This window comes from Streptomyces sp. NPDC001868, from assembly GCF_040297125.1.
Classification (GTDB): Bacteria; Actinomycetota; Actinomycetes; order Streptomycetales; family Streptomycetaceae; genus Streptomyces.
The window spans coordinates 56,074-75,627 of the sequence record NZ_JBEOYO010000007.1; the positions used below are offsets into that span (position 1 = coordinate 56,074).

Consider the following 19,554-nt stretch of genomic DNA (forward strand, 5'->3'; position numbering starts at 1 on the left):
GGGGTTATCCCTTCACGGCGCCCGCGGTGAGGCCCGCGGCCATCTTGCGCTGGACGAGGAGGAAGAGGACGACGATCGGCACGGCCATCATGGTGGAGCCGGCCATCATCGGGGCGTATTCGGTGCCGTGCTTGGTGGTGAAGTTGCCGAGCCAGACGGTCGCCGTCTGGTTCTGCTGGCTCATCAGCATCAGGGCGTACAGGTACTCGTTCCACGCCTGGATGAACCCGTAGACCGAGGTCGCCACCATGCCCGGCGCGAGCAGCGGGAACACCACGCGGATGAAGGCGGTGGTGCGGGAGCAGCCGTCGACCATGGCCGCCTCCTCCAGCTCGCGCGGGATGTTGACGATGAAGCCGCGCAGGGTCCACACGGTGAACGGGAGGATGAAGGTCAGATAGGTGATGATCAGACCGGTCAGACGGTCGTACTGGCCCAGGTCGTTCAGGAGCAGGAAGACCGGGATGATCATCGCGACCAGTGGGACCATCTGCACCGCCAGGATGCCGACGATGACCACTTTCCGGCCGCGGAAGGCGAAGCGGGAGATGGCGAGGGCGGCCAGCATGCCGACGACGACGCCGATCACGACGACCGTGAGGGAGACGATCAGGCTGCGGCCGACGGGGCCCCAGAAGTCGGCGATGTCCAGCGCCCGGCCGAAGTTGGTGAAGGTGATCGCCGTCGGCAGCAGGCTGGGGTCGGGGTCGATCGCGTCCTTGGCCGGTTTGAACGCCGTGTTGAGCATCCAGTAGACGGGGAAGCCGGCCGTGACGAAGACGAACAGGCCGAGGAGGTTCCAGCCGAGCCTGGACTTCCGGGGACCGGAGCGGCTCTTCGTGTTCTTCCGGGGACCGGAGACAGTGGCAGTGCTCATTCGACCTCTCCGATCTTCAGCATCTGGCGCATGTAGACGCCGATCACGCCGAGCAGCAACAGCACGGTGAGCAGGGCGATCGCCGAGCCCTGCGCGTAGTCGTTGACCACGAAGGCCTTGTCGTACGAGTAGGTCGTGAGCAGTTGGAACTCGGCCTCCGGGTGGCCGTTGCGCATCACGAAGACCTGCGGGAAGACGCCCATGTCCCAGATGACGGAGAGGGTCGTGAGCATCACGATGATCGGCTTGAGAATGGGGAGCGTGACGTAGCGGAACACGCCCCACGCGCCGGCGCCGTCGAGCCGGGCGGCCTCCTCCAACTCCTTGGGGACCTGGGTGAGTCCGGCGCTGAGGGTGATGACGACGAACGGCACCGCGCCCCACACCACGAGGAGGGTGATGACGGCCAGGCCCTCGGGACCGCTGGCGAACCAGTTGTGGCCGATCATGTCGACGCCGGGGAGCTTGCTCAGAAGGGCGTTGAAGATGCCGTAGTCGGAGTCGAAGAGCCATTTGAAGACGGTGGTGGCGACGATGATGGGCATGCCCCAGCTCGCCACGAGCGCGATGTTGACGAGCGTCTTCACCCAGCCGGAGACCCGCTGGAGCAGCAGGGCGATCGCCATGCCGATGACCATGGTGAAGACCACGCAGGCGCCGGCGAAGACGATGGTCCGGACGACGACCGCCCAGAACTCGCTGTCCCCCAGCACCTTGGAGAAGTTCTCGAAGCCGACCGACTCGGCGGGCTTGAACCCCCACAGCTGGGACTGGCCGAACTCCTGGAAGGACAGGGTGACCAGACGGACCAGCGGATAGCCGAGGACGACGGCGAGGATCAACAGGCAGGGGGCCAGCAGCGCCCAGGGAACGGCGGCGCCGCCTGCCGAACGTCTGGCCGAACCCCCGGCGACCACGGGCGGGGTCGGCGGCGGCGCCGGCCGCGCGGGCGGCACCTTCGCGGGGGCTGTCGTGTCTGCGGCACTCATCGCGCGCTCCTAAGCAACTGAAGGAGGGGCCGGCAGCAGGCGCCCTCGAAGGGGCGCGGGGAACTGCGCGACCAGCCACGACGCACCGGCACCGAACCCGACACCCATCGCGGCACTTTCGTAGATCACCCACCGGCCGAACCGATGTCATCGACCGGCCCGACCGGTGTCGTCAACCGGCCCGACCGATGTCCCCCACCGGCCGGCCACTGCGGCACCCCGGGCCGGACCCGGGGCACCCACCGGCCGGCGGCGATGGCACCCCCGGCCGGGCCCAGCCATCGCGGCCAGGCCCGACCGGCAGGTCACCGTCACTCGTTGTTGATGACCTTGTCGATCTCGGCGTCCGCCGTCTTCGCGGCCTCCTCGACCGACTGCTTGCCGGTGCCGATGGACTGCAGCATCGTCTGCAGGATCTGCGCCTTCTCGACCTGGCCCCAGCCCGGAGCCATCGGGACGAACCAGTTGGACTCGGCAGCGGTGGCCGGGACCGCCGTCGCCGGGTCGTCCTTCAGGGTGGCGAGGTCGGTCTTGTTGTTGGGCAGGTTGCCCTTCTCGATCAGACCCTTCTGGCCGGCGGGCCCGGTGAAGGCGTTGATCCACTCGGCGGCGACGGTCTGCGCGTCGGACTTCACCGGGACGGCGAGGTCGGAGCCGCCGAGGAAGACGGGGAGGTTCTTGCCGGACGGGCCGGGCATCACGAAGTTCTCGACGTTGCCTTCGAGCTTGCCGGTCTTGTCGTTCTCCTTGGCCGCGGCGGTCGCGCCCTCCCAGGCGGGGGCGAAGATCATGCCGGACTTGCCCTGACCGTAGACGATGTACCGGTCGGACTCGTCCTTGGTCTTGTCGCCGTGCATGTACGTGTCGACGACGTCCTTGAACGCGTCGAGCCCCTTGATGGACTCGGGCGAGGAGAGGCTGGCCTTCCACTTGCCGCCCGACTCGACGGCTATGGAGCCGCCGGCGTCGTAGACGAAGGACATGGCCGCGTACCAGTCACGGGTGGGCTGGTACCAGGCGCTGAACTTGTCGCCCTGCTTCTTCTGGACCTTGTCGAGGGCGGCGGTCAGCTCGTCGTACGTCTTCGGCGGGGACTTGACGCCCGCGGCGGCGAAGACGTCCTTGCGCCAGTTGGCGACACGGCCACCGGCGTAGTACGGGACGCCGTAGGTCTTGCCCTCGTAGGTGACGGAGGCCTTGAGGCCGTCCAGCCAGGCGTCGGAGTTGTCGAACTTCGCCGGGTCGACGGGGGCGAAGGCGCCCTTGACCATGTAGGCGAGCATCTCCGTGTTGCCCATCTCGACGACGTCGGGGGCCTTGTCGGTGGCGAGGACGGCGTCGAGCTTGGCGTTCTTGTCGGGCCAGCCGTAGTACTCGTGCGTGATGGTGATGCCGGGGTGCTTCTTCTCGATCGCCTCGTCGGCGGCCTTGACCAGCTCCGGCCAGTTGTTCTGCGCGTCCACCGTGAGCCAGACCGTCAGCTCCTTGGTGTCCGCCCCCGTGTCCGAGCTCTTGCTCCCGCCGCCGCCCCCGCACGCCGCGACGGAGACCATCATGCCCGCGATACAGACCGCGATCGTCAGCTTCCTCTTCACGCCACCCTCCTCAGGGATGCCATTGCTCAGGGATGCCACAAACCCCCCTGCTCCCCGCGGTGACAGACGTACCGCCCATGGGGCCAGGACCTGGACCAATGGTGTAGACCAGTAGGCGGAGCTTGGCTCAGACCATTCGGCGTGTCAAGAGGGTGCGAACCGGCTCCCACCAGCCGTTATGCGACCTACATATGCAAGAACCTTTATGTAATAAGCCAGCGAAAACAGCGCGCTTGAGCCACACTCTTCAGGTAGACCACTGCCCGTTCGCGGAGTGGACCAGCGGAGACCTCGCCGTGGACTAGACCAGCGGGGCCTGCGAAGGTATACAGAGGGATCACGCCACGAGGAGCCGGGAAGGCGGAGCATGAGCACCGACGTCAGCAGTGCGGAGAACGAGAACGGGGCGACCGTCCGTACCGCACGCGTGCCCAAGTACTACCGCCTGAAGAAGCACCTGCTCGACATGACCGAGACGCTGCCGCCCGGCACCCCGGTGCCGCCCGAGCGCACGCTCGCCGCCGAGTTCGACACCTCGCGCACGACCGTGCGGCAGGCCTTGCAGGAACTGGTCGTCGAGGGGCGCCTGGAGCGCATCCAGGGCAAGGGCACGTTCGTCGCCAAGCCGAAGGTCTCCCAGGCGCTGCAACTCACCTCGTACACCGAGGACATGCGCGCCCAGGGCCTCGAACCCACCTCGCAACTGCTGGACATCGGCTACATCACCGCCGACGACACCCTCGCGGGGCAGCTGGACATCACCGCCGGCGGGCGCGTGCTACGGATCGAGCGCCTCCGGATGGCCAACGGCGAGCCGATGGCCATCGAGACGACCCATCTGAGCGCCAAGCGCTTCCCCGCCCTGCGCAGGTCACTGGTCAAGTACACGTCCCTCTACACCGCGCTCGCCGAGGTGTACGACGTCCGTCTCGCCGAGGCCGAGGAGACCATCGAGACCTCGCTGGCCACCCCACGCGAGGCCGGCCTGCTGGGCACGGACGTGGGCCTGCCGATGCTGATGCTCTCCCGGCACTCGCTGGACCAGGACGGACAGCCGGTGGAGTGGGTGCGGTCGGTGTACCGGGGCGACCGGTACAAGTTCGTGGCGAGGCTCAAGAGGCCGCAGGACTGAGCCACTTGGGGCCCTCCCGGGGCGAGCGGGGCACGGCGGCCGGGGCGAGCGGGGCGAGTAACAGGTGATGCACGCGGTGTAGCGCAACCGTCGCGCCTGTTCTACGGTCCTTGGCGTCGCCGCATGGACACGGGAGGCCCCGCTGTGCGTACCGCGAACGTCCGCACCATCGTCATCTGGACCCTCGTCGCCCTGATCGCCGGGACCGGTTGGGCCGTACTCGCGCTGGCCCGGGGCGAGAACGTGTCGGCGGCCTGGATGGTCGCCGCCGCGCTGGGCTCGTACGCGATCGCCTACCGCTTCTACGCCAGGTTCATCGCGTACAAGGTCCTCAAGGTCGACAAGACCCGGGCCACCCCGGCGGAACGCCTCGACAACGGCATCGACTTCCATCCGACCGACCGCCGGGTGCTGCTGGGCCACCACTTCGCGGCGATCGCGGGCGCGGGGCCGCTGGTCGGGCCCGTACTCGCGGCGCAGATGGGCTATCTGCCCGGCACGATCTGGATCATCGCGGGCGTGATCTTCGCGGGCGCGGTCCAGGACATGGTGGTGCTGTTCTTCTCGACGCGCAGGGACGGCAGGTCGCTCGGCCAGATGGCCCGCGAGGAGATCGGCCCGTTCGGCGGGGCCGCCGCGCTGCTCGCCGCCTTCGCCATCATGATCATCCTGCTGGGTGTGCTGGCGCTGGTCGTCGTCAACGCCCTCGCGCAGTCGCCGTGGGGCACCTTCTCCATCGCGATGACCGTCCCGATCGCCCTGCTGATGGGCTTCTACCTGCGGGTTCTGCGTCCGGGCCGGGTCGCGGAGGTCTCGCTGATCGGCGTCGGCCTGCTGCTGCTCGCGCTGGTGGCGGGCCGCTGGGTCGCGGAGTCCTCGTGGGCGGAGACCTTCACGCTCGCGCCCTCCACCCTGGTGATCTGGCTGGTGGCGTACGGGTTCATCGCCTCGATCCTGCCGGTGTGGATGCTGCTCGCGCCCCGCGACTACCTCTCCACCTTCATGAAGATCGGCACGATCGTGCTGCTCGCGCTGGGGGTCGTCTTCGCCCTGCCGACACTGCGGATGCCCGCGGTGACGGACTTCGCCTCGCGCGGCGACGGCCCGGTCTTCGCGGGCTCGCTCTTCCCGTTCGTCTTCATCACCATCGCCTGCGGGGCGCTCTCCGGCTTCCACTCCCTCATCTCCAGCGGTACGACGCCGAAGATGATCCAGAAGGAGACGCAGGTCCGGATGATCGGCTACGGCTCCATGCTGATGGAGTCGTCCGTGGCCGTGATGGCACTGATCGCCGCCTCGATCATCGACCCGGGCCTGTACTTCGCGATGAACGCGCCCGCCGGGGTCATCGGCGACACCGTGCAGAACGCCTCGCAGGTGGTGAGCGGTTGGGGTTACTCGATCTCGCCGGAGGAGCTGGCGGCCGCCGCGAAGAACGTCGAGGAGGCGTCCCTGCTGTCCAGGACCGGCGGCGCGCCCACGCTCGCCGTCGGGGTCTCGGAGATCTTCTCGCAGGTGACGGGCGACGGGCTTCGGGCCTTCTGGTACCACTTCGCGATCATGTTCGAGGCGCTGTTCATCCTGACCGCCCTCGACGCCGGCACCCGCGTGGGCCGGTTCATGCTCCAGGACACCCTCGGCAACGTCTACCGACCGTTCAAGGACATCAGCTGGAAGCCCGGCCTGATCATCACCAGCGCGATCGTGTGCGGGCTGTGGGGCTACTTCCTGTGGGTGGGCGTCCACGAACCGCTCGGCGGGATCAACCAGCTGTTCCCGATCTTCGGCATCTCGAACCAACTGCTCGCGGCGGTCGCGCTGACGGTCTGCACGACGCTGCTGGTGAAGTCGGGACGCCTGAAGTGGGCCTGGATCACGGGCGTTCCGCTGGCCTGGGACGCGACGGTCACCCTGACGGCCAGCTACCAGAAGGTGTTCTCCAGCGACCCGCGCGTCGGCTTCTTCAAGCAACGCGGCGTCTACCAGGACGGCATCGACCGGGGCGAGGTCATCGCCCCCGCCAAGAGCATGGACGACATGCACACCATCGTCACCAACTCCACGGTCGACGGCGTGCTGTCGGCCGTCCTCGCCCTGCTGATCATCGTCGTGATCGCGGACGCCGCACGCGTCTGCGTACGGCATGTCCGCCGCCCCGCGCTGTCCACGCTGAGCGAGGCCAAGTACGTCGAGTCGAAGATCGTCGCCCCCGCCGGGCTGATCCCGACCAAGGAGGAGAAGGAAGAGGAGGCGACGGCACGTGCTGCGGTCGGTGCTGGGCAGGGCGGCTAGGGCGGCCAGGGGCGTGCGCTGGTACGTACGGGAGCTGACCGACGAGTCCGCGTACGACCGCTATGCGGAACATCTGCGCACACACGACCCCGACGCGCCGGTGCCGACCCGGCGGGAGTTCGAACGCATGCGGATGGACCGCCAGGAAGCGGACCCCCGGCAGGGGTTCCGCTGCTGCTGAACCCACCGCCGAACCCGCTGAACACACAACCTCCGCATCCGATATCCGGACTGGGGGTTCCATACGACGGAACCCGTCCCTTACATTTCCTGCGCGTTAAGCAGGTGATCAGTGGTGACCGGTGCGGTCACCAGTGCGGTGATCAGCGAGGGGACGGAAACCGGGACATGTCGGAAGCGCCTGAAGTGAGACCACCAGGGCCACCGGTGGTGACACCTGTCAGGGTGGTCATCGCCCTGTGCCTGTTCACCCCGTTCGTGGCGATGCTCTGGGTCGGCTCGTACGCCAAGACGGACCCGGCGTTCATCGGCATCCCCTTCTTCTACTGGTACCAGATGGCCTGGGTGCTCATCTCCACCGCGCTCACCGCCACCGCGTACGTCCTGTGGCAGCGTGACCAGCGGGCCCGTAGGTCCGAGACCAAGGACGGGGGTGCCGCGCGGTGAAGGACGGCGTGAACGGCGTGGCACTCGCCGTCTTCATCTTCTTCTTCCTGGCCGTCACGGTCATGGGCTTCCTGGCCGCGCGCTGGCGCAAGGCCGAGAACGACAGCCTCGACGAATGGGGCCTGGGCGGGCGGTCGTTCGGCACCTGGGTCACCTGGTTCCTGCTCGGCGGCGACCTCTACACGGCGTACACCTTCGTCGCCGTCCCCGCGGCCATCTACGCGGCGGGCGCGGCCGGCTTCTTCGCGGTGCCCTACACGATCCTCGTCTACCCGCTGATCTTCACGTTCCTGCCCCGCCTGTGGTCGGTCTCCCACAAGCACGGCTATGTGACGACCTCGGACTTCGTACGGGGCCGCTTCGGCTCCAAGGGCCTGTCCCTTGCGGTCGCCCTCACCGGCATCCTGGCGACGATGCCCTACATCGCCCTCCAACTCGTCGGCATCCAGGCCGTGCTGGACGTGATGGGCGTGGGCGGCGGCGAGAACACCAACTGGTTCATCAAGGACCTGCCGCTGCTGATCGCGTTCGGTGTCCTGGCGGCCTACACCTACTCCTCCGGTCTGCGGGCGCCCGCGCTGATCGCGTTCGTGAAGGACACCCTGATCTACATCGTCATCGCGGTGGCGATCATCTACATCCCGATCAAGCTCGGCGGCTTCGACGACATCTTCGCCAAGGCCGGCGAGGCGTACAGCCAGACCAACCCGGCGACGGACAAGCCGCGCGGCTCCCTCGTCCCCGGTGACGCCAACCAGTGGACGTACGCGACCCTGGCCCTCGGCTCGGCCCTGGCGCTCTTCATGTACCCGCACTCGATCACGGCGACGCTGTCGTCCAAGAGCCGCGAGGTCATCCGCCGCAACACCACGATCCTGCCCCTGTACTCCCTGATGCTGGGCCTGCTCGCCCTGCTGGGCTTCATGGCGATCGCGGCCGGGATCCAGGTGCAGAACGGCCAGCTGGCGATCCCGCAGCTGTTCGAGACGATGTTCCCGGACTGGTTCGCGGGCGTCGCCTTCGCGGCCATCGGTATCGGTGCGCTGGTCCCCGCGGCGATCATGTCCATCGCGGCGGCGAACCTCTTCACCCGCAACATCTACAAGGACTTCATCAAGCCGGACGCCACGCCCGCACAGGAGACCAAGGTCTCCAAGCTGGTGTCCCTGCTGGTGAAGGTCGGCGCCCTCGCCTTCGTCCTCACCATGGACAAGACGGTCGCCATCAACTTCCAACTGCTGGGCGGCATCTGGATCCTCCAGACCTTCCCGGCCCTGGTCGGCGGCCTCTTCACCCGCTGGTGCCACCGCTGGGCACTCCTCGCGGGCTGGGCGGTCGGCATGCTGTACGGGACGATCGCCGCGTACGGGGTGGCCTCGCCCACGCAGAAGCACTTCGGGGGCTCCTCGGCGGAGATTCCCGGGATCGGTGAGATCGGGTACATCGGTCTGACGGCGTTCGTGCTGAACGTGGTCGTCACGGTCGTGCTGACGTTCGTCCTGCGGGCCGCCAACGCCCCCGACGGCATCGACGAGACCCGGCCGGAGGACTACACGGCGGACGCGGGCGACGCGGGCGTCCAGGTGGAACTGCCGCCGGCGACGGCGGGGTCGAGCCACTAGGTTCGCGTACCGGATTCCGGGGCGGCGCGGGGTGTCTTTCGCCCCCGCCGCCCCTACCCGTCCCATCCCCCAGGGGCGGTGCCCCTTCGACCCCCTTCGCGCTCCGCGCGGGATGGGTGGGTGAGTGAGTGCGGGTCCGGTGGGGGCTGGTCGCGCAGTTCCCCGCGCCCCTGAAAAAGCAGGGGCTGCGCCCCTCGCTTTTCGCCCCGAAAGGGCCGGAGGCCCTTAAGGGGCGCGGGGAACTGCGCGAGAAGCCCCACGCACCGGCACCTTGGGGGTCGAAGGGGCGCAGCCCCTGTTGGATGGGACGGGTAGGGGCGGCGGGGGCGAAACCCATCCGGCTACGCTGGCCGCGTGACCGCTCGCACCCCGATCGTCCTGGACAGCGACCCCGGCATAGACGACGCCGTAGCCCTGCAGTACCTGCTCGGCACGGACCTGTGGGACCTCAAGGCCTACACATCGGTCGGCGGCAACCTCCCGGCAGCGGCCACATACGCCAACGCCCGCGCCCTGACCCGAGCCCTCCGCATCGACGCCGACGTCCCCGTACACAGAGGCACGGGCCGCCCCCTCTCCCGCCTCCCCTACCGAGAGGCCTCCGCCTTCCACGGCCCGGCGGGCCTCGGCGACGAAACCCTCCCCGACTCGACGGCCCCGCACCCCACGGAGTCGTCCGCACAGGCCCTCCTGCGGCTCTCCCGGGAGTACGAGGGCGAGCTGACCCTCTGCGCGACCGGCCCGCTCACGAACGTGGCCGTCGCCCTGCTGGAGGACCCGGACTTCGCCCGCCGCATCGGCAGGTTCGTGTTCATGGGCGGCGCCGCCCACGTCCCGGGGAACATCACCCCGGTCGCCGAGTTCAACATCTGGGCCGACCCGGACGCCGCCGAGATCGTGCTCTCCTCCGGCATCCCGTTCACCATGGTCGACCTGGACGCCTCGCACCGCTGGCTGTTCCGTCCCGCCGACCTCGCCGCGCTGGAGGCCGCGGGCCCGGGCGCGGCCCTCGCCGCCCGGCTGATGCGTACCTACATGGACGCCTACACCCGCCACGGCGGCGACGGCACCTGCCCGCTGCACGATCCGCTGGCCGTCGGGGTCTGCGGGGACGAGGCGTTCATCGAGGCGGCCGAGGGGGCGGTCGTCGTGGAGTGCGCGAGCGAACTCACGCGCGGCCAGACCGTGTTCGTGCCGGCCGCCGCCCACCGCGTCCACTACTCCGAGTCCCCCGCCCTGACCGCCCGTCTCGGCGCCACGGGCCGCGTCGCCCTGGGGCCGGGCACACGCGACTTCAGCAGGGACTTCGTGGCGACGCTGCCGCGGTGGCCTGCGGTGGGCTGAGCGGAACACACCCGTCCGGGTCGGATCATCGGACAAGTCTTCGCCCCTGTGGACAACTGCGGGCCCCGCTCCCGCCCGCTGATGCACACTGCGACGCATGGACATCACGATCAGGCCCGTGGCCCCGGACGAGTACACCACCCTCGGCGAGACCACCGCGCAGGCTTACCTCGGCGACGGACTCCTGGACTTCGGGGAGAGCGATGCGTACCTCGTCGAGCTGCGCGACGTGGCGAAGCGGGCCGCAGCGGCCGAGGTGCTCGTCGCCGTGGCGGACGGCCGGGTGCTCGGCGGTGTGACCTTCGTCCCGGCGGGCGGCCCCATGGCCGACATCGCCCGTGCGGGAGAGGCCGAGATACGGATGCTCGCGGTCGATCCGGAAGCGCGTGGGCGGGGTGTCGGCGAGGCCCTCGTGCGGGCCTGCGTGGAGCGCGCCCGGGCCGTGGAGGGCTGCGTCCGCGTGGTGCTGTCGACCCAGCGGAGTATGCACGCCGCCCATCGCGTCTACGAACGCCTGGGCTTCACCCGCACACCGGAGCGCGACTGGAGACCTCTCCCCGACCTCTACGACCTCACGCTGATCACCTATGAGTTGACGCTCTGACACCCTGCGAAGTCGATGGCGACACAACATGTGGGGGTGCCACCGCGCCCCGGCACTAGATGTATGCTCATGCTCGCTGTCGCCGCAGGGGAATCCGGTGCGAATCCGGAACTGTCCCGCAACGGTGTACTCGCGTGCGTACATCTCCATTTGCGCACGCCTGTTCAGTCCGAACACCTGCCGACAGCGCACCCGGCCGTCCGGTCCGGGTGCCTGACGTCCGGGCCTCGTGGAATGGGCCGGTGGACGCGACGCCGCGTGCGCTCGTGTGCTGCCGCCTGCCCTCCGCAAGGCCCCTTGCCGAGCGAGGGAGAGCCCCACGTGACCATCGCGCCAGCCGACCCGGTTTCAGCCGATTCGGTTTCAGCCGACCTGGCTTCAGCCGAACCGGCGACGGAGACCGACGGTCCCGGGACCGCGTTGCTGCGGACCCTGACCGAGCTGACCGTCGACCTCCCCGACGCCGATCCCGGCCGGGTCGCCGCCGCCGCGTTGCGAGGCCGGTCCTCGCGTGCGGCCTCCGCCGAGATGATCGTGGAACTGCGAGAGCTGGCCACGGAAGCGGCCGCGGGACTCATCTCCGAGGACCCCGCCTACTCGAAGCTGGCGGCCCGGCTGCTGGCCATCGGCATCCGCGCCGAGGCCGCCTCGCAGGGGGTCACGACGTTCACCGAGTCCATCGCCGTCGGCCACCGGGAAGGTCTCGTCGCCGACCGCACGGCGGAGTTCGCCCGTGTGCACGCCGGGCGTCTCGACGCCCTGATCGACCCGGCCGGCGACGACCGCTTCGGCTACTTCGGCCTGCGCACCCTCCACAGCCGCTATCTGCTCCGGCACCCGATCACCCGCAAGGTCATCGAGACGCCCCAGCACTTCATGCTGCGGGTGGCGAGCGGCCTCGCCGAGGACGACACCTCCCGTGCCGTCGACGAAGTCGCCGCGCTCTACCGGCTGATGAGCCGCCTCGACTACCTCCCCTCCTCCCCCACGCTCTTCAACTCCGGTACGCGCCACCCCCAGATGTCGTCCTGCTACCTCCTGGACTCCCCGCTGGACGAGCTGGACTCCATCTACGACCGCTACCACCAGGTGGCCCGCCTCTCGAAGCACGCCGGCGGCATCGGCCTGTCGTACTCCCGCATCCGCTCGCGCGGTTCGCTGATCCGGGGCACCAACGGGCACTCCAACGGCATCGTGCCGTTCCTGAAGACCCTGGACGCCTCGGTGGCGGCCGTGAACCAGGGCGGCCGGCGCAAGGGCGCCGCGGCGGTCTACCTGGAGACCTGGCACTCCGACATCGAGGAGTTCCTTGAGCTGCGCGACAACACCGGTGAGGACGCCCGGCGTACGCACAACCTGAACCTGGCGCACTGGATCCCGGACGAGTTCATGCGCCGGGTCAACGCCGATGAGCAGTGGTCGCTGTTCTCGCCGTCCGACGTGCCCGAGCTGGTCGACCTGTGGGGCGAGGAGTTCGAGGCCGCGTACCGCGCGGCGGAGGCGAACGGCCTGGCGAAGAAGACCATCCCCGCCCGTGATCTGTACGGCCGCATGATGCGCACCCTCGCGCAGACCGGCAACGGCTGGATGACCTTCAAGGACGCGGCCAACCGCACGGCCAACCAGACGGCCGAGCCGGGCCATGTCGTCCACTCCTCCAACCTCTGCACGGAGATCCTGGAGGTCACGGACGACGGCGAGACGGCGGTCTGCAATCTGGGCTCGGTGAACCTGGGCGCCTTCGTGGACCGGGCGACGGGCGACATGGACTGGGAGCGGCTGGACGAGACCGTCCGCACGGCCGTCACCTTCCTCGACCGCGTCGTCGACATCAACTTCTATCCGACCGAGCAGGCGGGCCGCTCCAACGCCAGGTGGCGCCCGGTCGGCCTCGGCGCGATGGGTCTCCAGGACGTCTTCTTCCAGCTGCGCCTGCCCTTCGACTCCCCGGAGGCGAAGGCGCTGTCCACCCGGATCGCCGAGCGCATCATGCTCGCCGCGTACGAGGCCTCCGCCGACCTCGCCGAGCGCGGCGGCCCGCTGCCGGCCTGGGAGAAGACCCGTACGGCCCGTGGTGTGCTGCACCCCGACCACTACGGCGTCGAGTTCACCTGGCCGGAGCGCTGGGCGGCCCTGCGCGAGCGCGTCGCGACGACGGGCATGCGCAACTCCCTGCTTCTCGCGATCGCGCCGACGGCCACCATCGCGTCCATCGCGGGTGTGTACGAGTGCATCGAGCCGCAGGTGTCCAACCTGTTCAAGCGCGAGACGCTGTCGGGCGAGTTCCTCCAGGTCAACTCGTATCTGGTGGCCGAGTTGAAGAAGCTCGGAGTGTGGGACGCGCAGACCCGGGAGGCGCTGCGCGAGTCCAACGGCTCGGTGCAGGGCTTCACCTGGGTGCCGCAGGACGTCCGCGACCTGTACCGCACGGCCTGGGAGATCCCGCAGCGCGGCCTGATCGACATGGCCGCCGCCCGCACCCCGTATCTGGACCAGTCCCAGTCGCTGAACCTGTTCCTGGAGACGCCGACCATCGGCAAGCTCTCCTCGATGTACTCGTACGCCTGGAAGTCGGGCCTGAAGACGACGTACTACCTGCGCTCCCGCCCGGCGACCCGTATCGCCCGCGCGGCCCAGGCCCAGGCCCGGCAGCCCGAAACGACCATCCCCGTCCAGCAGGCCGGCTCGGAAGACGCCGTCGCCTGCTCCCTTGAGAACCCCGAGTCCTGCGAGGCCTGCCAGTAATGTCCAGCGACCAGAACCTGCTCGACCCCGGCTTCGAGCTGACTCTCCGTCCCATGCGCTACCCGGACTTCTACGAGCGCTACCGGGACGCGATCAAGAACACCTGGACCGTCGAGGAGGTCGACCTCCACTCGGACGTCGCCGACCTGGCGAAGCTGTCCGAGGGCGAGCAGCACATGATCGGCCGGCTGGTCGCGTTCTTCGCGACGGGCGACTCGATCGTGGCGAACAACCTCGTGCTGACCCTCTACAAGCACATCAACTCCCCCGAGGCGCGGCTCTATCTGAGCCGCCAGCTCTTCGAGGAGGCCGTGCACGTCCAGTTCTATCTGACGCTCCTGGACACCTACCTGCCCGACCCGGAGGACCGGACGGCGGCCTTCGCGGCGGTGGAGAACATCCCCTCCATCCGCGAGAAGGCGGAGTTCTGCTTCAAGTGGATGGACTCGGTGGAGAAGCTGGACCGCCTGGAGTCCAAGGCGGACCGCCGCCGCTTCCTGCTCAACCTGATCTGCTTCGCCGCGTGCATCGAGGGCCTGTTCTTCTACGGCGCCTTCGCGTACGTCTACTGGTTCCGCAGCCGAGGCCTGCTGCATGGTCTGGCGACGGGCACCAACTGGGTGTTCCGCGACGAGACGATGCACATGTCCTTCGCCTTCGAGGTGGTGGACACCGTCCGCAAGGAGGAGCCGGAGCTCTTCGACGACCTGCTCCAGCAGCAGGTCACGGACATGCTGAAGGAGGCCGTGGAGGCCGAGCTGCAATTCGGGCGCGACCTGTGCGGTGAGGGCCTGCCGGGCATGAACACCGAGTCGATGCGGCAGTACCTGGAGTGCGTCGCCGACCAGCGGCTGACCCGCCTCGGCTTCGCGCCGGTCTACGGCTCGGAGAACCCGTTCTCCTTCATGGAGTTGCAGGGCGTCCAGGAGCTGACCAACTTCTTCGAGCGGCGCCCGTCCGCGTACCAGGTCGCGGTGGAGGGCACCGTGGACCTGGACGAGGACTTCTGAGCCGGTCCGCCTCCAGATGACGGCGTCCCCGGCCGACGTGACCCTCGGGGTCGTCGTCGGGCCGGGGACGTACCGGTGGCGGCTGCCCGCCGCCGTGATGATCACCCACCGTGACGATCACCTCGGTGCCCTCGGCGATCTTCACCCGGGGTCAGGCGGCGCGGGCGACGCGGTGCGCGTGCGCGGCGGTGCCGCGGGCGTACCGCTCCGGGCCGGCCCCGTCGAGGGCGGCGGTACGTTCCTCCGCCTCCCTGAGCTGCCGGTCGACGCGCCGGTCGTGCGCGACGCCGATGATCGCCGGCAGTACGACCAGGGCGAGCAGTCCGAGAACGGCCAGCATTCCGATGAGTCCTTGCAGCTGTGTCGTATCCATGGACACCACTGTCGTACCGAATACTCCTTACCAACAGTGGCAGGACTGCCGTACAGCCTCGATTTACTGCCACATGCGAGGCACACTGGCAGCATGCTGAAAAACGTGGCCGCCATCCTCCTGGACGGAGTGCATCCCTTCGAGCTGGGTGTCGTCAGCGAGGTCTTCGGACTGGACCGCAGCGACGAGGGCCTGCCGGTGTACGACTTCGCGGTCGCGTCGGCGGAGGGCCCCACCCTGCGGACACACGCCGGGTTCACGGTCTCGACGCCGTACGGCCTGGACCGGCTCGAAGAGGCCGACCTGGTCGTCGTACCGGCGGGCGACAGCTATGTGCACCGGATCTACCCGGCCGAGCTGCTGGACGCGCTGCGCCGGGCCGCCGACCGGGGTGCCCGGGTGCTGAGCGTGTGCTCGGGGGTGTTCGTGCTCGGCGCGGCCGGGCTGCTGGACGGACGGCCGTGCGCGGTGCACTGGCGGCACTCCGAGGAACTGGCCCGGCAGTATCCGCGGGCGGTGGTCGAACCGGACGTGCTGTACGTGGACGCGGACCCGGTGATCACCTCGGCGGGCACGGCGGCCGGTATCGACGCCTGTCTGCACATCGTCCGCAAGGAGCAGGGGCCGGAGGTCGCCAACCGGATCGCCCGGCGGATGGTGGTGCCGCCGCACCGCGACGGCGGACAGGCGCAGTACATCGAGCGACCGCTGCCCCGCTCGCAGTGCGACACGGTCGGCGAGGTGCTCGTGTGGATGGAGGAGCACCTCGACGAGGAGGTCACCGTCGAGCAGCTCGCCGCCCGCGCGCACATGTCCCCGCGCACGTTCGCCCGCCGCTTCCAGCAGGAGACCGGGACCACGCCGTACCGCTGGATCCTGCGTCAACGGGTGCTGCTGGCCCAGCGGTTGCTGGAGGCGACGGACGAGACGGTGGACGCGATCGCCTGGCGCACCGGCTTCGGCACCGCCGCCGCCCTGCGCCATCAGTTCGTCCGGTCACTGGGCACGACCCCGCAGGCCTACCGCCGGACCTTCCGGGGCCCGGAGGCCGCCTGACGGCAGGCCGGTCGGCGTGACCCGGTGGGGCGGCTCAGTCGTTGGCGACCACGGGGTACCGGGGCTCGTTCTCGGCCATCTGCCGCAGCGCGTCCTTGCGTTCGCGCTTGGAGAGCCGGTCGATGTACAGGTAGCCGTACAGGTGGTCGGTCTCGTGCTGCAGACACCGCGCGAAGTAACCGGTGCCCCGCACCTTGATCGGGTTGCCCTTCTCGTCCTGCCCGGTGACCTCGGCGTAGTCGGGGCGGGCGAGCGGCATGTACGCGGTCGGCACCGACAGACAGCCCTCGTTGCTGTCGTCCAACCGGCGGGTCTCGGCGGGCAGTTCGACCAGTTTGGGGTTGCAGATCACACCGGTGTGCCGCTTGCCCTCGTCGTCCGGGCAGTCGTAGACGAAGACCTTCAGGTCGACGCCGACCTGGTTGGCGGCCAGGCCCACGCCCTCGGCGGTGTGCTGGCTGGCGAACATGTCGTCCACCAGCTTCGCCAGCTCGTCGCCGAACTCGGTGACGTCCTTGCACTCCTTGTGCAGCACCGGGTTCCCGACCACGGTGATCGGCAGAGACGTGCCACGCTCCCGGTACGCCTGCTCGCGCTCCTCGCAGTCCTCCGTGTCGACGACGAACCCCTCGTCATCGACGGGGAGCACGCCCACGTGCTGCTGATCGGTGTCCTGCTGGGCCATGACAGACGTACGCCTTCCTCAAAACAACAAGCGGTGAAGTTGCTGATACAGGGTACGGGGAGCACGCCCCGTCTTTTGGGGGCGCGGGGAACCGCGCGAGAAGCCCCACCGGACCCGCGGCCGAAAACGAACCGCAAGCCCCCTAACAAACCTCTTCCAGATCCCGCCAATCCCTGGAATCAGGGCTGTCGGCGACCCACCCGTCCAGCAACCCCCGAACCAGCGAGGCAGGCGCAGCCACCCCGCACTCCCGCTCCGGCGCCCACAGCTGCCCGTCCGTCACATGCCCCAGCGGCCCGGGATGCCCCGGCTCACTGTGATCGTGCGGATCGAGATGCTCCCCGTCACCCTCGTCGGACGGCATCCGCGACTCCGAACACAGCCGGCACAGCAACCGCACCGACGACGACCAGTCCTCCGCCGCGAACCCGGCGTCCGCCGCGAGCCGCTCCAGCGCGTCCCGGTCCGACTCGGTCGCGGCCTCCAGCAGCACCACCCACGTCGGCACCGGCGACGGCGCCCACAACTCGATCTCGTCGAACACCGGATACGCGTGCCCCGCGGCGGTGGTCCGCTCCCCGTGCGGCACCCCGTCGTGCAGGACGACCTCGCCCCAGCGCCGCCCGGACGACGGCAGCGGAATGGAGAGCACCTCGATCCGCGCGGGGTCGAGCCGCCGCCCCCACACCACCTCGGCCTCACCCTCCGGCGAGAGCCGTACGGCCGCGCTGCCGAGGTCCATGCCCACCGGCTCGCCGTTGTCCCCGGCACCCCCCGGCTTCGGCCGGGACGCGCCTCCGGGCACCCGCAGCCCGTACGCCTGCCAGGCCCGGCGCGCCAGCGGCCAGTCCTGCAGGGCGGTCGCGGCGATGCCCACGTTCCACCAGTCGGGCGCCCCGGTCTCCCGGTCGAGCAGCGCGACGGCGCGCAGACCGGCCGCCCGCGCCTGCTCCCAGTCGTGCCGGAACTTGTGCAGCAGCGCGAGGTTGAACCAGGACTCGGACAGCCACGGCTCCAGGTCCGCGGCACGTGTCAGCAGCGCGCCCGCGTCCTCGTACCGACCGTCGCCGATCAGCGTGAACGCACGATCGGTGGCCTGCCGCCAAGAGGCGGAGGGCCGATGCCGTCCCTTGCCGAAGATCCTCACGATTCCCGCCTGCCAGTTACGGTTCCCGCCTGCCAGTTCCGTCGGAGTGGGCTGGCCGTCGCCCCCGGTACACCCTCTCCCTCGCATCCAACCACGACCGCGTGGAGGGCCGCTCATTACCCATGGGTTACCCCACCTCGGGCAGGGTCAGACAGTCTCTCGACAGTACCCTCGCGAGCGATTCCACCACCTCCGGGTGATAGTCCCGGGCCGTCCCCAGCCGCAGTTCCTCCAACGCCCTGAGCGGGCCTCCCGGCCCTGCTGCCCGGACCTTCTCCTCGTATGCGTTCACGGCCCGCACGATTCGCGCGCCGACCGGCTGTTCACGGTACGGATCCGCCTGCCGCTCCACCACCACGGCGACCTCGGTGTCCACCCCGGTCCGCCGGACGACCTCGCCCCCCAGCAGCGCGATCCGGCGCTGTTCTGCCGCCGGTAGCCCGGCGGTGGCCCCAGCCGGCACGGGGTCGACGAGGCTCAGCCGGCCGATGTCGTGCATCAGCGCCGCGTACTCCAGCACGGTCAGCTCCGGCTCACCGAGCCCCAGCTCACGCCCCACCGCACGGCTGAGGACGGCCACCCGCCGGGCGTGCCCGGGCGGGGTGTGTCCGGCGATCTCGGTGGCCCGGGCGAGCGAGGCGATGGTCTGTCGGTAGGTGGCGCGTACGGCCGTGTACCGCCGGAACGACAGCTGGGCGAGCAGGAGGGGGAGGGAGAAGACCGGCAGCGCCCACAGTCCGACGACGCCGACCGCGAGTGCCATGACGACCCCGGTCGCGCACACCGCCGACCCGATCCCCGGCAGCGCCCGCAGTTCGTCCCTGAGCAGCGGCCCGAACGGCCACCGGGTCCGGGCGTGCGCCATGGCCGCCGCGAGCACGGCGTCGCACAGCGCGGTCACCACGAGCAGCGCGACGAGCAGCAGTACATAGGAGGGACCGTGCCACTCCGGCGGCCCGCCCCGGTCGTACAGCGGCTGGAAGCAGAGGGCGGCGAAGGCGACGGTGAGCACGCGCCGGGTGAGGTGATCGACGGTGGACCCGCACCCCCGCGCCACATGCGGCACACATCCGAGGAGGGCCGCCGCGACGACGACGGCGACGATCTGGAACACCCCGTGCCCGGCCGCGCGCCCGCCGTTCTCGCCCAGCAGGGCGTACGCCAGCGCCCCGGCCGCCCCGAGCGGAGCCACCTCCCGCCCCTCCGCCCCGCGCCACCGCGACAGCTCCCCCACCAGCACGAGCACCCCGAACGCCAGAGCGACACCGGGTTCGTCGAGACCGTGCCAGAGGGTGTGGGCGAGGGCGAGGAGGGTGAGGAGGAGGGCGCCGGAGCGAAGGAGAACGAGAAGGCTCACGGCGCCCGCCTGCCGACGGCCTCCGACTGCCCTGCCTCCGACTGCCCTGCCTCCGCTCGGCCTTCTTCCGCCGGGCACGCCTCGACCTGGCCCGCCTCC

General features: G+C 69.6%; 17 protein-coding genes and 1 riboswitch. Of the genes, 10 read left to right on the plus strand and 7 right to left on the minus strand.

Translation table 11 applies throughout. The annotated features are described in order from the left end of the window. Positions 1-4: 4 nt before the first annotated feature. The 3 genes from ABT147_RS10835 to ABT147_RS10845 all read right to left on the minus strand — a co-directional run bounded on the left by ABT147_RS10835 (position 5) and on the right by ABT147_RS10845 (position 3,461). Positions 5-877: a carbohydrate ABC transporter permease gene (locus tag ABT147_RS10835; RefSeq protein ID WP_351404195.1), complete on the minus strand. Its 873-nt coding sequence runs from the start codon at positions 875-877 to the stop codon at positions 5-7. After that, entirely contained in the window at positions 874-1,866 is a 993-nt protein-coding gene (locus ABT147_RS10840; protein ID WP_351404197.1) for a carbohydrate ABC transporter permease, read from the minus strand. The genes ABT147_RS10835 and ABT147_RS10840 overlap by 4 nt, the downstream gene beginning before the upstream one ends. 311 nt (positions 1,867-2,177) lie before the next feature. Further along, complete coding sequence (locus tag ABT147_RS10845; RefSeq protein WP_351404199.1) at positions 2,178-3,461, minus strand: extracellular solute-binding protein; 1,284 nt, start codon at positions 3,459-3,461, stop codon at positions 2,178-2,180. Between the two features lie 367 nt (positions 3,462-3,828). On the opposite strand from ABT147_RS10845, the gene ABT147_RS10850 reads away from it, so the two are divergent. From ABT147_RS10850 to ABT147_RS10890, 9 genes are all read left to right on the plus strand, one after another. Further along, the gene (locus ABT147_RS10850) at positions 3,829-4,593 is read left to right on the plus strand and encodes a GntR family transcriptional regulator (RefSeq protein ID WP_351404200.1); all 765 of its coding nucleotides are present in this window, start codon (positions 3,829-3,831) and stop codon (positions 4,591-4,593) included. Between the two features lie 144 nt (positions 4,594-4,737). Continuing rightward, positions 4,738-6,885: a carbon starvation CstA family protein gene (locus ABT147_RS10855; protein WP_351404202.1), complete on the plus strand. Its 2,148-nt coding sequence runs from the start codon at positions 4,738-4,740 to the stop codon at positions 6,883-6,885. Continuing rightward, the gene (locus ABT147_RS10860; RefSeq protein ID WP_502983075.1) at positions 6,866-7,066 is read left to right on the plus strand and encodes a YbdD/YjiX family protein; all 201 of its coding nucleotides are present in this window, start codon (positions 6,866-6,868) and stop codon (positions 7,064-7,066) included. The genes ABT147_RS10855 and ABT147_RS10860 overlap by 20 nt, the downstream gene beginning before the upstream one ends. A 167-nt stretch (positions 7,067-7,233) precedes the next feature. Next, positions 7,234-7,512, plus strand: a complete 279-nt coding sequence (locus ABT147_RS10865) for a DUF3311 domain-containing protein (protein ID WP_351404206.1) — start codon at positions 7,234-7,236, stop codon at positions 7,510-7,512. Then, a complete protein-coding gene (gene mctP / locus ABT147_RS10870) occupies positions 7,509-9,134 on the plus strand; it encodes a monocarboxylate uptake permease MctP (RefSeq protein ID WP_351404208.1) in 1,626 nt (541 codons plus the stop codon). The genes ABT147_RS10865 and mctP overlap by 4 nt, the downstream gene beginning before the upstream one ends. A gap of 354 nt (positions 9,135-9,488) precedes the next feature. Then, positions 9,489-10,478 (plus strand): nucleoside hydrolase, encoded by a 990-nt coding sequence (locus ABT147_RS10875; protein WP_351404210.1) that lies wholly within the window; start codon positions 9,489-9,491, stop codon positions 10,476-10,478. Between the two features lie 97 nt (positions 10,479-10,575). Then, the gene (locus tag ABT147_RS10880; protein WP_351404212.1) at positions 10,576-11,082 is read left to right on the plus strand and encodes a GNAT family N-acetyltransferase; all 507 of its coding nucleotides are present in this window, start codon (positions 10,576-10,578) and stop codon (positions 11,080-11,082) included. Positions 11,083-11,145: 63 nt separating this feature from the next. Further along, positions 11,146-11,281: riboswitch (cobalamin riboswitch) on the plus strand. A gap of 122 nt (positions 11,282-11,403) precedes the next feature. Continuing rightward, complete coding sequence (locus ABT147_RS10885) at positions 11,404-13,827, plus strand: ribonucleoside-diphosphate reductase subunit alpha (protein ID WP_351404214.1); 2,424 nt, start codon at positions 11,404-11,406, stop codon at positions 13,825-13,827. Next, positions 13,827-14,837 (plus strand): ribonucleotide-diphosphate reductase subunit beta, encoded by a 1,011-nt coding sequence (locus ABT147_RS10890; RefSeq protein WP_351404216.1) that lies wholly within the window; start codon positions 13,827-13,829, stop codon positions 14,835-14,837. Before ABT147_RS10885 ends, ABT147_RS10890 begins: the two co-directional genes overlap by 1 nt. Before the next feature lie 151 nt (positions 14,838-14,988). On the opposite strand, the gene ABT147_RS10895 is transcribed toward ABT147_RS10890, so the two are convergent. Continuing rightward, a complete protein-coding gene (locus tag ABT147_RS10895; RefSeq protein WP_351404218.1) occupies positions 14,989-15,210 on the minus strand; it encodes a hypothetical protein in 222 nt (73 codons plus the stop codon). 93 nt (positions 15,211-15,303) lie between these two features. Between ABT147_RS10895 and ABT147_RS10900 the strand changes: the two genes are divergently transcribed. Then, entirely contained in the window at positions 15,304-16,266 is a 963-nt protein-coding gene (locus tag ABT147_RS10900) for a GlxA family transcriptional regulator (RefSeq protein ID WP_351404220.1), read from the plus strand. Positions 16,267-16,300: 34 nt separating this feature from the next. On the opposite strand, the gene def is transcribed toward ABT147_RS10900, so the two are convergent. The 3 genes from def to ABT147_RS10915 form a co-directional block, all read right to left on the minus strand. Further along, positions 16,301-16,951, minus strand: coding sequence for a peptide deformylase (gene def / locus ABT147_RS10905; RefSeq protein WP_351404222.1), 651 nt, complete (start codon positions 16,949-16,951; stop codon positions 16,301-16,303). A gap of 142 nt (positions 16,952-17,093) precedes the next feature. Continuing rightward, the gene (locus tag ABT147_RS10910) at positions 17,094-18,098 is read right to left on the minus strand and encodes a tetratricopeptide repeat protein (RefSeq protein ID WP_351404224.1); all 1,005 of its coding nucleotides are present in this window, start codon (positions 18,096-18,098) and stop codon (positions 17,094-17,096) included. Between the two features lie 127 nt (positions 18,099-18,225). Next, positions 18,226-19,455 (minus strand): HD-GYP domain-containing protein, encoded by a 1,230-nt coding sequence (locus tag ABT147_RS10915; protein WP_351404226.1) that lies wholly within the window; start codon positions 19,453-19,455, stop codon positions 18,226-18,228. Between the last annotated feature and the right edge of the window lie 99 nt (positions 19,456-19,554).

Coding starts and splice junctions, on each gene's coding strand:
- ABT147_RS10900 (WP_351404220.1), top strand. CDS start 15,304: ATGCTGAAAAACGTGGCCGCCATCCTCCTGGACGGAGTGCATCCCTTC.
- def (WP_351404222.1), bottom strand. CDS start 16,951: ATGGCCCAGCAGGACACCGATCAGCAGCACGTGGGCGTGCTCCCCGTC.
- ABT147_RS10895 (WP_351404218.1), bottom strand. CDS start 15,210: ATGGATACGACACAGCTGCAAGGACTCATCGGAATGCTGGCCGTTCTC.
- ABT147_RS10880 (WP_351404212.1), top strand. CDS start 10,576: ATGGACATCACGATCAGGCCCGTGGCCCCGGACGAGTACACCACCCTC.
- ABT147_RS10840 (WP_351404197.1), bottom strand. CDS start 1,866: ATGAGTGCCGCAGACACGACAGCCCCCGCGAAGGTGCCGCCCGCGCGG.
- ABT147_RS10865 (WP_351404206.1), top strand. CDS start 7,234: ATGTCGGAAGCGCCTGAAGTGAGACCACCAGGGCCACCGGTGGTGACA.
- ABT147_RS10835 (WP_351404195.1), bottom strand. CDS start 877: ATGAGCACTGCCACTGTCTCCGGTCCCCGGAAGAACACGAAGAGCCGC.
- ABT147_RS10890 (WP_351404216.1), top strand. CDS start 13,827: ATGTCCAGCGACCAGAACCTGCTCGACCCCGGCTTCGAGCTGACTCTC.
- ABT147_RS10850 (WP_351404200.1), top strand. CDS start 3,829: ATGAGCACCGACGTCAGCAGTGCGGAGAACGAGAACGGGGCGACCGTC.